Genomic DNA, 13959 nt, shown 5'->3' on the forward strand with positions numbered 1-13959 from the left:
AGGTCACGGCGGGGCGGCTCAGGCGGGCTTCTGGACGGGCTTGAGGACGTAGCCCACCCCGCGCATGGTGTGGATCATGGGCTCGCGCCCCCGGTCGATCTTGCGGCGCAGGTAGGAGATGTAGAGCTCGACGATATTGGCCTGCCCGCCGAAGTCGTAGTTCCACACCCGGTCCAGGATCTGCGCCTTGGACAGGACCCGGCGCGGGTTGCGCATGAGGAAGCGCAGCAGCTCGAACTCCGTGGCGGTCAGGTGGATCTCGTCCCGGCCCCGCCACACCTCGTGGGAGTCCTCGTCCATGCGCAGGTCGCCGACCTCCAGCAGGCTCGCGCGCTGGTCGCTGGTGGCGCCGGCACGGCGCAGGAGGGCGCGTAGACGGGCCACGACCTCCTCCAGGGAGAAGGGCTTGGTGACGTAGTCGTCCCCGCCCGCCGTCAGCCCGGCCACCCGGTCCTCGACGGCGTCCTTGGCCGTCAGGAAGAGCACCGGCACGTTCGGGTCGCGCCCGTGAATGCGCCGCATGACCTCCAGGCCGTCGAAGTCGGGCAGCATCATGTCCAGGACGACGACGTCGGGCCGGGTCTCCTGGGCGGCCTTGACGGCGCCGATGCCGGTGCCCGCGGTGGTGACCTCCCAGCCCTCGTAACGCAGTGCCGAGGCGAGGAGGTCGGCGAGCATCTGCTCGTCATCCACCACCAGGACGCGCAGTGGTGAGCCGTCGGGGCGGGTGAGGGTGTCAGAGGGAGTAGTCATGCCCTTCATCAAACACGTGAGAACTGTGTGGATTCTGTGTGACCTCAGTCACGAGTAAAGTGTTCCACGAAGTTGCGGATAATGCGTCCGGCCTGGTGGCAGGCCCCGGAGCGGGCCTCGGCAATGACGTCGTCCACCGTGCCGGGGTCCCCGTAGCCGGCGTCGGCGTAGACCCCTACCCGCTGGGCGAAGCGCTCGGCGTCGAGCTCGGGGTTGAACTGCGTGCCGTAGACGGCCCGGCCCACCCGGATCATCTGGACCGGGCAGTCCGGGGAGCCAGCCAGCAGCGTGGCGTGCGCCGGGACCTCGGGGGCCCCCTCGTGGTGGCCTACCAGGACCGTGAAGGTCTCCGGCAGGCCGGCCAGCAGCGGGTCCTGCCGCCCGTCGGCGGTCAGGTACACCTCCGCCACCCCCAGGTCCTCGGCGAACTCGGGGGAGGTGGGTGTCCCCAGGTAGTCCGAGAGCACCTCCAGCCCGAAGCCGGTGGCGAGTACCGGCACCCCCTCCTTGAGGGCGACCGCCAGCAGGTCGCGGACCTGCTCCTCCACCCGCAGCTGGGTGCGCGTCTTGGAGCCCCGGGGGGTGGACACGTCGTAGGGGCTGCCGCCGATGAAGACCCCCGAGACGTCCTCGGCGTGGAAGGAGTCCAGGAAGTCGATCTCGTCCAGGTGCACGTGGTGGAGGTCCCCGCCGGTCAGGCCGCCCTGGAGCCGGAAGGACTCGCACTCGGCCTGCGCGGCCTCGACCTCGGGGCGGGTGGACACCATAATGAAGGGAAGCACAGTGCGTACCCTACGAGAGATGGCCGCCAGGTGACGAGGCTGACTCTCCCCTAGGGCAGCGAGATGAGGAGCATCACCCAGATCCAGGCCACCGTGGACACCCCGCCCACGACGACGCCAGCCCACGCCTGGGTGGTCCCGGTGGCGTAGGAGGAGCGCAGGCGTCTCAGCGCCGCCAGGCCCAGGCCCGCGCCGAGCGCGCCGGCCCCCGGGATCCAGCACAGCAGGGTCGTCGCCAGGGCCGCCAGGGCCAGCGGGTCCAGTCTCTGCCTGGGCGCCTGGTAGCCGGGGGCGGAGAAGATCTCGTAGGGGTCGAGCACCTCGGTCCCGGGGAACACGATGCGCTCAGGGACCGGCCGGGTCGGCGGGGCGGCCCCCGGGGCGCTCACGGCAGCCGCCAGTCCACCGGCGTCGCCCCCTGGCTCACCAGGATCTCGTTGGCCCGGGAGAAGGGCCGGGAGCCGAAGAAGCCCCGTGAGGCGCTCAGCGGCGAGGGGTGGGGGGAGGCGATGACCGGCGTCGAGCCCAGCATCGGGGTCAGGGACTGGGCGGGGCGGCCCCACAGGATCGCCACCAGCGGCCCGCCGCGCTCCACGAGCGCCTCAATGGCCCGCTGCGTCACCTTCTCCCAGCCCCAGCCCTTGTGGGAGGCCGGTGCCCCGGGCCGCACGGTGAGGACCCGGTTGAGCAGCATGACGCCCTGACGCGACCAGGGGGTCAGGTCCCCCGAGGTGGGGCGCTCCACCCCCAGGTCGGAGACGAGCTCGGTGAAGATGTTCTCCAGGCTGCGCGGCGGGCGTACGCCGGGGGCGACCGAGAAGCTCAGCCCCATGGCGTGGCCCGGGGTGGGGTAGGGGTCCTGCCCCACGATGAGGACCTTGACCTGGTCCATGGGGTAGGTGAAGGCGCGTAGGACGTCGGTCCCAGCGGGCAGGTAGCCGTCGCCGTTGGCTACCTCGTCGCGCAGGCGGTCCCCGATCTCGTGGATCGTGGGTTCCACGCTGGCCAGGGCGGCGGCCCATGAGGGGTCGATGAGCTGGGTAAGAGGCTGAGCGGGGTTCACGGCACGAGCCTAGTGCGTCTGTCGCCACGAGGAGGGCTGCCGCCCGGTATCGTCCTCCTCGTGAGCAACTACAGCTACCCCCAGGACGAGTTCGACGTCGCCGAGGACGAGCGGGTCCCTGTCGGTGTCCACCGGGCCTCCGTCCCCGCGTGGCGCAGCTGGCTACCACTTCTCATTATCCTCGTCGTGGTGCCTGCCCTGGCGTGGGGGGCGGTCAAGCTCCTGGGCACCGCGGACAGCAAGAGCACGTCCGCCTCCACCGCCAGCGCGAAGACGGAAGCCGGTGGGACACCGGCCGCCCAGGGCGGTGGGGGCACGGCGGGGAGCACGGGCTCTGCCGAGCAGACCGCCGCGCCCACGCAGGCCACGCCGGGGTCGACGCCGACCCCCACCCGGGCGTCCAACGCGGACCTGACCACAGGCATCACCGTCTACAACGGCACCACCACCAACGGGCTCGCGGGCCGCACCGGCTCCCGCCTGGAGAACGCCGGGTACACGGGCGTGTCCGTCCCCGACGGCTCCTACCAGAAGGACAGCCCGGAGGCCACGACCGTCTACTACCGCCCGGAGAGCGCCGCGACCGCCCGCGCCGTGGCCAGCCTGCTGGGCATTAGCAACCTGGTGGAGTCCCCCGAGGAGGCCCAGTCCAACCCCATTGTGGTCATCCTGCGCTCCGACTTCTCGGAGTGAGGCGCCTGCCGACGGATCCGGGGTCGCGGCCAGCCGGTCCCCAGGCTCCCGGGCGGGGACCTGAGGGCCAGCCGCCCGACCCGGGCCGGGCGGCCCGCCTGAGGGGCAGCGGGACAGGTAGTTCGCGAACAGCGAACCAAGGGCCTGTCGGCGGGCTACCCAGCCGTCGGCGCCTGGTGCGCTGGGGTGTCGGCGCGGCCCTGCTGGTCGGCGGGGGCGCCCTCGGCCGGCGGGCCACCTACCGGGCGGCGCCCACGCTCCTGTCCGACGGCGTCGCGCTGGGGGCGGACGGGACCGTGGAGGTGCTCCCTGCCGGCGCCGGGGCGGTCTACGTCCCCGGCACCCGCCTGCCCGCCCAGGCGCTGGGGACGGCCGCCGGCGCCGGGACGCCGGCCGGGCACGAGGCCCTGGCCCACGCCGCCCTGGCCCGCCGCGCGGGAGCCCGCCTGGCCGCCGGGCGCTGGGCCGAGCTGGCCGACGGCGCCCTGTGCGACCTGCTGGCGCTGACCGGCCCCACCCTGGCCTGGCCGGACGCGTCCCGCCCGGCCACCGTCTTCCCCGCGGGCGCCGTCGTGGCCGCCCCGGTGGGCTACTGGCGCTACACCTGGCCCCGCGACGCCTCCTTCGGGGCCGTGGCCCTGGGCACCGTCGGGCTGGGGGACGAGGCGCTGGCGGTCCTGGACCACCTGGCCGCCCTCCAGCTGCCCGACGGCTCCTTCGCCGCCCGCTACACCCACAGCGGCCAGGTCCCCGACGCCCGCCCCGCCCAGACCGACGGCGTCGGCTGGTTCCTCTGGGCCGCCGGGTGCCTGGCGGGCGGCGCCCTCGCGCCCCAGGGTGCACCCACCGGCGCGTCCCAGGGTGCCTCTGCTGTCGGCGCCCAGCCCGGGCCTACCAGCCAGCCCGGGTCCGCCGCCAGGTCCGGGGCCAGTACCCAGTCCGGAGCCAGTACCCAGTCCGGGGCCGGCGCCCAGAGCGGGCCTGCCACCCCGGGCTGGGGCGGGCGCCTGGTGGCTGCCCTGGGGCGGGCCGCGGCCTGCCTCATGACCCGTACCGCCACGCCCAGCCACCTGCCCGCCGCCAGCCCGGACTACTGGGAGGTGCGTGAGCGCACCCTCACCCTGGGCACGGCCGCGCCGGTCCTCATGGGCCTGGAGGCCGCCCACGCCCTGGCCCGGGCGGGCCTGGACCTGGGCCTGGAGGCGTCGGCACTGGGGGAGCGGTGCTCCCGGGTACGCCAGGCGGTGGTGCGCAACTACGGGCCGACCTGGGGGCGCTACCCGCGTACCGACGCCGTCGACGCCGCGATCGCGCTGGTCGGCCCGCCTTTTATGGAGGCCCTTCCGGGGGTGGGGGCGGTGCGGGCCACAGCCAGGGCGCGTCTGGGCCGAAGGTCCGGCGGCCTGGCCCCGGGATCCTCCTGGCGTGACGACGGCGTCTCCTGGACCCCCGAGACCGCCCTAATGGCCCTGTCCGCGCGCGGCTGGGGCTGGCAGGGGGAGACCGAGGCGCTCCTGGCCTGGCTGGAGGCCCACCGCACCGCCAGCGGGGCCCTGCCTGAGAAGGTGGGTCCCGACGGCGCCCCGGCCGGGCCCGCACCCCTGGCCTGGACCGACGCCCTGGTCCTCCTGGCCACCTGCTGAGCCCCTGCGGCACCCCGCCCGGGCCTGGTCCCGGACCAGGGGCGTGCCGCCCTGGATAGGCTGGCCCCGGGCCGGAGGCGCGCCGCCCTGGACGGACGCCCCGTGAGATCTCCCCCTGGGGTGCGCAGGTCCACGACCGGCCCTGGCCCGCCCGGTGGTGACGTCGGCCACCGGGCCCGGGAGCCGTGCGGCAGAGAAATCGGCCGTCGGCAAACACACGTGTGACGGGGACCTGCGCGTCTTGCACTCGCAGGTCGAGAGTGCCAGCATTGCGGTTAGCACTCAGGGCCGTCGAGTGACAGCCCCGGGTGATCACACCCTGGCCGGGAGGTGAGGGACGACGTCGGCACGTGACCTGAACGGGCCGACCCGCCCCGTCCGTCGCGGGCACCAACCGGTCGCCACCACATCGTGGAGGAAACTCAATGTCCAAGATCATCGCCTTCGACGAGGAGGCCCGCCGTGGCATGGAGCGCGGCCTGAACACCCTCGCCGACACCGTCAAGGTCACCCTGGGCCCCAAGGGCCGTAACGTCGTCCTTGACAAGAAGTGGGGCGCCCCCACTATCACCAACGACGGCGTGACCATCGCCAAGGAGATCGAGCTCGAGGAGCCCTTCGAGAAGATCGGCGCCGAGCTGGTCAAGGAGGTCGCCAAGAAGACCGACGACGTCGCCGGTGACGGCACCACCACCGCCACCGTGCTGGCCCAGGCCCTGGTCCGTGAGGGCCTGCGCAACGTGGCCGCCGGCGCCAACCCCATCGCCCTGCGTCGCGGCATCGACAAGGCCGTGACCGCCGTCGTCGCGCGCCTGCTGGCTGACGCCAAGGAGGTCGAGACCAAGGACGAGATCGCGGCCACCGCCTCCATCTCCGCCGCGGACGAGGAGATCGGCGCCAAGATCGCCGAGGCCCTGGAGAAGGTCGGCCACGAGGGCGTCATCACCGTCGAGGAGTCCAACACCTTCGGCCTGGAGCTCGAGGTCACCGAGGGCATGCGCTTCGACAAGGGCTTCATCTCCCCCTACTTCGTCACCGACGCCGACCGCCAGGAGGCCGTCCTGGAGGACGTCTACATCCTGCTGGTGGAGTCCAAGATCTCCAACGTTAAGGACCTGCTGCCCCTGCTGGAGAAGGTCATGCAGACCGGCAAGCCCCTGGCGATCATCGCCGAGGACGTCGAGGCCGAGGCCCTGGCCACCCTGGTGGTCAACCGCATCCGCGGCACCTTCAAGTCCGTGGCCGTCAAGGCCCCCGGCTTCGGTGACCGTCGCAAGGCGATGCTCCAGGACATGGCCATCCTCACCGGTGGCACCGTCATCTCCGAGACCGTGGGCCTGAAGCTGGAGAACGCCACCCTGGAGGACCTGGGCCAGGCCCGCAAGGTCGTCGTCACCAAGGACGAGACCACCATTGTCGAGGGCGCCGGGGACAAGGACGCCATTGAGGCCCGCGTGAGCCAGATCCGCGCCGAGATCGAGAAGTCCGACTCCGACTACGACAAGGAGAAGCTCTCCGAGCGCCTGGCCAAGCTGGCTGGCGGCGTGGCCGTCCTGAAGTCCGGTGCCGCCACCGAGGTGGAGCTCAAGGAGCGCAAGCACCGCATTGAGGACGCCGTGCGCAACGCCAAGGCCGCCGTCGAGGAGGGCATTGTCGCCGGTGGCGGCGTCTCCCTGCTCCAGGCCGCCGAGGCCCTGGACGCCCTGGAGCTGGAGGGCGACGAGGCCACCGGCGCCGCCATCGTGCGGGTCGCCCTGGAGTCCCCGCTCAAGCAGATCGCCGTCAACGCCGGCCTGGAGGGCGGCGTCGTGGTCGAGCGCGTCCGCAACCTGCCTGCCGGTGAGGGCCTGAACGCCGCCACCGGTGAGTACGGCAACCTCCTGGCCGCCGGCATCGCCGACCCGGTCAAGGTCACCCGCTCCGCCCTGCAGAACGCGGCCTCCATCGCCGGCCTGTTCCTGACCACCGAGGCCGTCGTGGCCGACAAGCCCGAGCCCCCGGCCGCCCCGGCCGGTGGCGGCGGCGACGACATGGGCGGCATGTACTGAGCCGACCAGTCGCCCGGGCGGCTCCGGCGAGCCCGGGTAGCCTCTCCGGGGCCGTGGGCGTGAGCCGGGCCACTGGAGTCAGGTAGAGCGGCGGGCCCTCGCCCTCCCCACGGGGGGGCGGGCGGCCCGCCGTCGCTCTGCGGGCCTCCCGGGCGCGGCTACCTGGGCGCTGGGGGCTGGGGGCTGCCTGGGCGCAGTGGCCGCCTGGGAGCCGGACTCGCCCGGGAGTCGGGCCGCCTGGCCGCTGGGCACCGCCTGGGAAGGCCGCGCTGGGCCCGGGCGGCCGGGCCCTGGCCGGGCTCAGGGGGCCTACCGCCCGGGGCCTGCTCCTTGCCCCGGGCTACGCCAGGCCGAAGCGCGAGGTGTTGGAGGTCTCGGCGTCGTCATAGGACAGGGCGGCCTTGTCCAGGGCCTGGGAGATGGCGTCGAGGGAGGACTGGACCTGGATCTGGGTCAGGTGCCAGTTGGCGGCGCAGGAGGCCATGGAGGCGGAGGCGCCGCCGGTCCAGGAGGCCTGGAGGGTGGCGATGTCGGCGTTCATGGCGTCCACCTCCGTCTGGATGGTGGAGATACGGGTCCTGGTGCGGGTCGCGGTGTCCGTGACGGCCTGGGTGTCGACTGCGAAGACAGGCATGGGCGGGAGCCTTTCCGTGCGGGGGGCGGACGCCCCACTGGCTGGGACCGCCGTGGTCGGCGGCTCCAACCACCGTAGGCAGGAGGCTGACCCGGGTGCGCCTGCACCCTCTGGACCTGTGGAGAACTCGTCAGACGTCCGTGTCTGTGTGCTGAGCGACCCCTGGGCGCTCTTAAGTCCTACAGGCGGCTGGCGCCGTCCTGGACGACAGGCGCGGTAACGGGGGACATCTCCCCGGTCCGTGCCTCGCGCTCCACCCTGGCCCGCTGTCGGCGCTCCTCGACCTGCTGGGCCAGGCGGGCCCGTGCCGCCTCGGCCATGGAGCGGCGGTCCTGGCCCGCCTCCGCCGCCTGGGCGGGAGAGGACGCGGAGGCGGTGCGCCGCCCGCCCAGCAGCCGGTCGATGTCTGCCGCGCAGGACTCCATGGTGGTGGCGTGGTCGTCGTGCTGGAGCCGGTTGTACGCCCTCCTGGCCTCGGGGCGGCGTCGCGGGGCCTCCGCGACGGCTGAGGGGGCCCGCCCGCCCGGGGGCGGGACGACGGGGATGCCGCCGCTCAGGGTCGTGGCGCTGGCTGCGGAGACGGGGGAGAGGGGGGAGACGGGGGAGAAGGCTGAGAAGGTGGTTGCGGGGGCGTAGGAGGTTGACGGCGTCGTGCTCACGGGCGAGGCGACCTCAGTGGTGCCGGGGACCTGGTTCCACACCCGGGTGGCCACCTTGGAGGCCTCCTCGATGGAGGCGCCTGAGCGCAGCGCCTCCAGCTTGGCCGCGAGCATACGTCGCTCGCCCGCGAGGTTCTCGCGGGCGGCCTCCTCCCAGCGCGCTCCCAGGGGGGAGGAGAAGAGCCGGTCGCGGCTGAGCAGGCGGCTGACGATCTCCAGGCGGGCCTCCAGGTAGTCCTGGATGGGGACGTGCCGGTACTCCTCGCGCACCGCGATCCGGTACTTCTTGTACAGCTGGGGCTCCACGGCCAGGGTGCCCAGGTCGGCGTCGTTGAGCGCCATCGCGTCAATGTCGTTGGCGGGCAGGTTGTGCCGCTTGAGGTTGAGGATGAGGGCGCAGACCCGGTCGACCGTGGCGGGGGGCAGGCCGAGCTCCTGGAGGTCACGGGCGGCGTAGGCGGCGGAGGCTACCTCGTCCTCCCCGCCGTTGCGCTTGTAGGTCTCCTCCCGGGTGGAGGAGAAGACGTAGCCGTGGTACCAGGCGGCCACACGCATGACGTCCGGGTTGTGGGTCGCGTCAGCGAGCTCGTCCACCCGGGCCAGCATGTCGATGACGTGCTTGAGGTTGTGGAAGTGACGGTCGGGAGTGCTCCACTCCTCGATGAGGCGCTCACCAGCAGCGCGAACGTCATCCTGGGGCGCGGTGGCGCCCAGGGCCTTGACGCTGCGGATGTAGGCGGGCAGCAGCCACTGCGGTGCGTCGATGACGCCCATGACAAAGCCTCCGCGTCAGAAGGGATGAAACGAATGTCATCGTAGGCCGCGGCGGGGGCAAAGTCGATCACACCTGGGGAGCCTCAGCCCACGGTGTGAGGAAAGCCCCTGGTCACAACATAAATATCGGCTAGGTCACGGCGAGTCGCCGCGTGTCACGTTGAGGTCGCGACGGCCCGCCCCGCGCGTGCTGCTCCGGGGGGTGCCCGCGGCGCCCGGCCGCCTCGTTAGGGCCCTGGTCGGCACCAGCGGTCCGGGCCCCGGACCGCCCTAGCCCTCGGCCAGGGGCAGCTCCAGGTGGACCGTCGCCCCGCCCCCGGGGGTCTGGTCCATCCGCACGAACCCTCCGTGCCGCTCGACGATCGCCGCCACAATGGCCAGGCCCAGCCCCGACCCCCCGGTCTCACGGTTGCGGGAGGTGTCCGCACGGTAGAAGCGCTGGAATATCTTCGCGGCCTCCGCCGGGGGCACACCGGGACCGTGGTCGCGGACCTCGACGACGGCGTAGCCCTTCATGAGCGCCGCGGTCGCCGCGGAGGCGCCTGCGGCCCGGGCGGCCCCGGTGGCGACGCCGTTACCGGGGGTCCTCACGCCGCCGGTCCCGTTGCCGGGTGCCCCGACGTCCCGGGCCCCGCCGGTGCGACCGGCCCGGCCGTTACCCCGGCGCGCCCCCGCCTCGGGCGTCTGGACGCCGGGGGTGAGATCCTGGCCGGCGGGGGCGTGGGTGACGGTCCCCACGGCGATCTCCACCGACGACCCGGCCGGGGTATGACGCACCACGTTGCCCAGGAGGTTGGTGACGACCTGGGCCAGGCGGTCCCGGTCCCCGGTGACCACCACGGGGACGGGGTCGGCGTCGGGGTCGGTCAGGGAGACCAGGGAGCAGTCCCGGTCGGGGGCCAGGACCATCATGTCGGTCAGGGCCCCGGCGCACACCGTGGTCAGGTCCACCGGTGCCATGGTCATCTCGCGGCCCTCGTCCATACGGGCGAGCTGGAGGAGGTCGTCCACCAGGCGCCCCATGCGGTTGGCCTCGGACTCAATGCGTCCCATGACCTCCCTGGTCCGCTCGGCGGGCACCCCGCCCATGCGGTAGAGCTCGCCGTAGCCGCGGATGGCCGCCAGGGGGGTGCGCAGCTCGTGGGAGGCGTCCGAGACGAAGCGGGTCATGCGCTCCTGGGCCACGACCTGCACGGAGAAGGCGCGCTCGTTCTGGGCCAGCATGGTGTTCAGGGCCCGCTGGAGGCTGCCGACCTCGGTGGTGGTGGGCTCGGTGGCGGGCACGCGGGCGGACAGGTCGCCGCTAGCGATGCGCCCGGCCACGCCCTCGATCTGACGCAGGGACCGCAGGGAGCGGTTGACCAGGTAGGCCGCGGCCAGGGCGCCGGTGAGGATGACGGCGACGTCGGTCAGCAGCACGATCGCCCGGACCTGCTCCACCGTCTCCATCATGTTGCTCAGGGGCAGGCCGATGGCGATGACGCCCACCACCTGGTTGTCGCTGCTGGTAATGAGCATGGTGATGACCCGCCAGGTGCGTTTGGGCAGGTTGGAGTCCACCGTGCGGATAATGGCCTCGCCGTCGGCGGTGGTGGCGTTCTCCAGGGACAGGCCCGTCACCCGGGGGACGCCGAAGGTCTCCGCGGTCTCGGGGTTAATGGTCTGCCCGCTCTCGCCGTTGAGGTAGAGAGCCTCCACGTAGTAGGTGGTGGGCATGGAGTTGGAGGAGCCGGCGCGGATCTGGGCCAGGCCCTGGGTGCCGATGGTCTTGGCGGTGGCCTGGAGCTGCTCGTCGACCTGGTTCAGCAGGTGGGAGTGGAGCAGGGAGGTGACGGCCAGGGAGGACACCAGCAGGGCCACCGTCAGCAGGCCCGTGGTCATGAGGGTCAGGCGCGCCCGCAGGGGCTGGGCGTGCCAGACACGTCGTGCGGCCGTGACCGGGTGAAAACGCCCCCGACGGCGTGGCCGGTGGTTCACTGAGCGTGTCGAGGGGCGGCGGGAGCCGGGCTCCCCGTTGGCGCCGGGGGCGGCCGTCCGGACCCGGGCCGGGCGGGCGGGGCCGCCGCGCCGGGCCTGGGTCCGCGGGCTGACCATCACGAGCCCTTGGGCTCACGGAGCATGTAGCCCACGCCGCGTCTGGTCTGGATGAGGGGGGTGACGGGCTTGCCGTCGCGCCCCTCGATCTGGTCCACCTTGCGACGCAGGTAGGAGATGTAGGACTCCACGATAGCGGCGTCGCCGTTCCAGTCGTACTCCCAGACGTGGTCCAGGATCTGGGCCTTGGAGACCACGCGCCCGGCGTTGAGCATGAGGTAGCGCAGGAGCTTGAACTCGGTGGGGGACAGGTCCACCTCCACGCCCGCCCGGTGCACCTCGTGGGCGTCCTCGTCCAGGATGAGGTCCGCCACCTTCAGGATGCCGTCGTCCTCCCCCTCCACGGCGCGGGTGCGGCGCAGGATGGCGCGGATCCGGGCGACGACCTCCTCCAGGCCGAAGGGCTTGGTGACGTAGTCGTCCCCGCCCACGGTCAGGCCCTGGACCTTGTCCGCCATGTCGTCGCGGGCGGTCAGGAAGAGGATGGGGGTGGTGACGTCGCGCTCGCGCAGGCGACGGGCCACCGTGAAGCCGTCCATGTCCGGGAGCATGACGTCCAGGACAATGAGGTCCGGCTCGGCGCCCTCGGCCTGCGCGGCCTTGAGGGCGCCGTTGCCGTCAGCGGCGGTGACCACCTCGAATCCGGCGAAGCGCAGGGAGGAGGCGAGGAGGTCACGGATGTTCGGCTCGTCGTCCACGACGAGGAGCCGGGCCTCGGGAGCAGGGGTGGCAGCGTCCATGCCCGGCATCTTCCCGAGTTATGCTGTGTGTTACCTGAATGTACGCTGGAGTGGCGACGGCGGTGTTCGCCCTCGGGGGAAGCTGGGCGACGTCGCCCGGTGGTCTGGCGGAGGGGGCGTGAGCAGGACGAGCCCTGGTCTCGGGCGTCCGTGCGCGGGCACCCTGGTGCCACCGGTGCCACCCGGGGCTGCCCAGGTGGGCCACCCGAGGCCGCCCAGGGGCCGTGCCGGGCTGTGCGCGTTGACGGCCCGCGTGGCCCACAGGTCTGGTGCGTCGACGTGGGGCCGACGCACCAGGACCCTTCAGATAAAGGCCAGGGGGTCGTACTCCTCCAGCGGGATAATGCGCACCCGCGGCAGCGGGATGGTAAAGGCGTGGACCTTGGTCTCCAGGTCGTAGATGGTCAGGCCCTTGGACTCCAGGGCGGCCAGCTGGGCGTTGAGGAACTCGCGGAAGGCCAGGACCCCCACGCTGGAGCCGGCGGCAAGGAGGCGCTCCACCTGGGGGATGTAGTCCCCGTCGTGGCTGCCCAGGAGCACGAGGGCCTGCTCGCCCTCCTCCGCCCGCTGGGCCAGGGCGTCCAGCGTGCGCTGGATACCGATGTCGACGACCTTCTCGTCGTGGCTGCCGCTGCCCGCCAGGGGGATCGGCCGGTAGTCCATGGCCAGGAGGGCCTGGACGAACCCCATGGGCATGTGTCCGCTCGTGGCGTTAAGGAAGAAAAGTGCGCGCGTGTCGTCACCCTCGCCACCAGCGGCGGAGTCCGACAGGTTGTCGCAGAAGCTGAGCACGCGGTCCCAGCGGGGGCGCTCCTCGGGCTCAGGTCGGCGGCCCAGGACGCTCATGCCCAGGGTCGCATCAATGTTCTCGCCGTCGACGAGAAGGTAGGTGGCGGTATTCATAGGACCATGTTACGGGAGGATCACATGTGCCTCTGACGCGGTGTCAGGCTCAGGCGTGCGGTGTCCGCCGGGAGCGGGCGCTACGCACCAGGACCCGTGCCAGGGCCCGGCCGAAGGCCTGGACGGCGGGATCCACCGCCTCGGCCTGCTCACGGGCCAGGCGGCCGGTGGCGACGGCCTCCCGGAGCGACTCGGGGTCCGGGGCCTGGGCGGGGGCGTCCGGCCAGGCGGGGGCGACACCGGTCAGGTCCGCGGCCTGCTCACGGGCCAGGTGCGGGGGCAGGCCGCGCTCGGTCAGGGCGTCACGGGTGCGCCAGTACCCCACCCGGACGGGGTCGGACTCGGGGTGGTGCTGGAAGGCCAGGAGGCGGCCCGCCCGCCAGGTGTGCACCGGGGAGCGCTCGGAGGAGGCCAGGAGGACGGCCTGCTCGGGCAGGCGGGTGACGGCGTCGCCGTGGGAGACGATAACGGGCAGTGTGCCGTTGCGGCTGCTCGGGCCCGCGGCGCGCAGGCCCTCGGTGACCATCTCGGCGAACAGCGGGTCCTGCCTCCCGGCCCGGGTGACCTGCAGGTCCACGACGCCGGTCTCCGCGTGGTCGGGTGCGGGCACGGCGGTGGTGCCGCCCAGGGCCTCGGCGGCGATCTGGGCCCCCAGGCAGATGGCCACGGCGGGGACGCGCTCGGTGACGACCTGGGCCAGGAGCTCACGCAGCGGCACGATCCAGGGGTGGTCGTCCTCGCTGTGGGCGCTCATGGCGCCCCCCAGCACCACCAGGGCGCCGTCGATCTCCTCCAGGGCGGGGACGGGGTCGCCCGCACCGGGGCGGACCATGCGGATGGTGGCGCCCTCGGCGAGCAGCCACTGCCTCAGGCGCCCGAGCGGCGCCAGGGCCTCGGGCTCAATGACGGTAATGACCGGTGCGCCGGGGACGGCACCCGGCGTGGGCGCGCCATCCGCGGGCTGTCCGGCGCCGGGGGCCGGTACGGCGTCCTGCGGGGGTGTGTCGGGGTAGGTCATGGGGCCAATTGGAGAGGCAGGTGCGCAGGGTGCGCAAGTTGTAGGTGCCAGCAGGCCGGGCCCGAGGGCGTGGCACCAGCAGGACGGGCCCGGGGGCGTGGCCCTGCCGTGCTGTCGGGCCAGCCGGTGCCGCGCCCTGCCTCGGTGCCGTGAGC

At 72.9% G+C, this 13959-nt stretch carries 13 protein-coding genes; 3 read left to right on the top strand and 10 right to left on the bottom strand.

Annotated features, from left to right (window positions below):
* Positions 1-18 precede the first annotated feature (18 nt).
* The 4 genes from C3V41_RS10275 to C3V41_RS10290 are packed head-to-tail and all read right to left on the bottom strand — an operon-like array spanning position 19 to position 2598.
* Positions 19-753, bottom strand: a complete 735-nt coding sequence (locus C3V41_RS10275) for a response regulator transcription factor (RefSeq protein ID WP_106110805.1) — start codon at positions 751-753, stop codon at positions 19-21.
* A gap of 44 nt (positions 754-797) precedes the next feature.
* A complete protein-coding gene (locus tag C3V41_RS10280) occupies positions 798-1535 on the bottom strand; it encodes a glutamine amidotransferase-related protein (protein ID WP_106110173.1) in 738 nt (245 codons plus the stop codon).
* A gap of 50 nt (positions 1536-1585) precedes the next feature.
* A complete protein-coding gene (locus tag C3V41_RS10285; protein WP_106110174.1) occupies positions 1586-1924 on the bottom strand; it encodes an imidazolonepropionase in 339 nt (112 codons plus the stop codon).
* Positions 1921-2598: a uracil-DNA glycosylase gene (locus C3V41_RS10290; RefSeq protein WP_106110175.1), complete on the bottom strand. Its 678-nt coding sequence runs from the start codon at positions 2596-2598 to the stop codon at positions 1921-1923. The genes C3V41_RS10285 and C3V41_RS10290 overlap by 4 nt, the downstream gene beginning before the upstream one ends.
* A gap of 60 nt (positions 2599-2658) precedes the next feature.
* Here C3V41_RS10290 and C3V41_RS10295 point away from each other — a divergent pair, with 60 nt between their 5' ends.
* The 3 genes from C3V41_RS10295 to groL all read left to right on the top strand — a co-directional run bounded on the left by C3V41_RS10295 (position 2659) and on the right by groL (position 6982).
* Positions 2659-3291, top strand: a complete 633-nt coding sequence (locus tag C3V41_RS10295; protein WP_106110176.1) for a LytR C-terminal domain-containing protein — start codon at positions 2659-2661, stop codon at positions 3289-3291.
* Positions 3292-3467: 176 nt separating this feature from the next.
* The gene (locus tag C3V41_RS10300) at positions 3468-4934 is read left to right on the top strand and encodes a glycoside hydrolase family 15 (RefSeq protein ID WP_106110177.1); all 1467 of its coding nucleotides are present in this window, start codon (positions 3468-3470) and stop codon (positions 4932-4934) included.
* A gap of 425 nt (positions 4935-5359) precedes the next feature.
* Complete coding sequence (groL, locus tag C3V41_RS10305; RefSeq protein WP_106110178.1) at positions 5360-6982, top strand: chaperonin GroEL; 1623 nt, start codon at positions 5360-5362, stop codon at positions 6980-6982.
* Between the two features lie 340 nt (positions 6983-7322).
* Here the strand turns inward: groL and C3V41_RS10310 are convergent, their stop codons facing one another.
* The 6 genes from C3V41_RS10310 to C3V41_RS14270 form a co-directional block, all read right to left on the bottom strand.
* Positions 7323-7616: a WXG100 family type VII secretion target gene (locus tag C3V41_RS10310; RefSeq protein ID WP_106110179.1), complete on the bottom strand. Its 294-nt coding sequence runs from the start codon at positions 7614-7616 to the stop codon at positions 7323-7325.
* Positions 7617-7795: 179 nt separating this feature from the next.
* On the bottom strand, positions 7796-9049 hold the full coding sequence (locus C3V41_RS10315; RefSeq protein ID WP_106110180.1) for an HD domain-containing protein: 1254 nt from the start codon (positions 9047-9049) through the stop codon (positions 7796-7798).
* A gap of 270 nt (positions 9050-9319) precedes the next feature.
* A complete protein-coding gene (locus C3V41_RS10320; RefSeq protein ID WP_106110181.1) occupies positions 9320-11143 on the bottom strand; it encodes a sensor histidine kinase in 1824 nt (607 codons plus the stop codon).
* On the bottom strand, positions 11143-11883 hold the full coding sequence (locus tag C3V41_RS10325; protein WP_106110806.1) for a response regulator transcription factor: 741 nt from the start codon (positions 11881-11883) through the stop codon (positions 11143-11145). Before C3V41_RS10325 ends, C3V41_RS10320 begins: the two co-directional genes overlap by 1 nt.
* Before the next feature lie 303 nt (positions 11884-12186).
* On the bottom strand, positions 12187-12786 hold the full coding sequence (locus C3V41_RS10330) for an NYN domain-containing protein (RefSeq protein WP_106110182.1): 600 nt from the start codon (positions 12784-12786) through the stop codon (positions 12187-12189).
* A 49-nt stretch (positions 12787-12835) separates the two neighbouring features.
* Complete coding sequence (locus C3V41_RS14270; protein ID WP_106110183.1) at positions 12836-13804, bottom strand: type 1 glutamine amidotransferase; 969 nt, start codon at positions 13802-13804, stop codon at positions 12836-12838.
* Positions 13805-13959 lie beyond the last annotated feature (155 nt).

This window comes from Actinomyces sp. oral taxon 897 (genome assembly GCF_002999235.1).
Classification (GTDB): domain Bacteria; phylum Actinomycetota; class Actinomycetes; order Actinomycetales; family Actinomycetaceae; genus Actinomyces.

What these genes read in the sequence shown, in the direction of transcription:
- C3V41_RS10325 (WP_106110806.1), bottom strand. Translation starts at nt 11,883, where the DNA reads ATGGACGCTGCCACCCCTGCTCCCGAGGCCCGGCTCCTCGTCGTGGAC.
- C3V41_RS10275 (WP_106110805.1), bottom strand. Translation starts at nt 753, where the DNA reads ATGACTACTCCCTCTGACACCCTCACCCGCCCCGACGGCTCACCACTG.
- C3V41_RS10330 (WP_106110182.1), bottom strand. Translation starts at nt 12,786, where the DNA reads ATGAATACCGCCACCTACCTTCTCGTCGACGGCGAGAACATTGATGCG.
- C3V41_RS10320 (WP_106110181.1), bottom strand. Translation starts at nt 11,143, where the DNA reads ATGGTCAGCCCGCGGACCCAGGCCCGGCGCGGCGGCCCCGCCCGCCCG.
- groL (WP_106110178.1), top strand. Translation starts at nt 5,360, where the DNA reads ATGTCCAAGATCATCGCCTTCGACGAGGAGGCCCGCCGTGGCATGGAG.
- C3V41_RS14270 (WP_106110183.1), bottom strand. Translation starts at nt 13,804, where the DNA reads ATGACCTACCCCGACACACCCCCGCAGGACGCCGTACCGGCCCCCGGC.
- C3V41_RS10310 (WP_106110179.1), bottom strand. Translation starts at nt 7,616, where the DNA reads ATGCCTGTCTTCGCAGTCGACACCCAGGCCGTCACGGACACCGCGACC.
- C3V41_RS10315 (WP_106110180.1), bottom strand. Translation starts at nt 9,049, where the DNA reads ATGGGCGTCATCGACGCACCGCAGTGGCTGCTGCCCGCCTACATCCGC.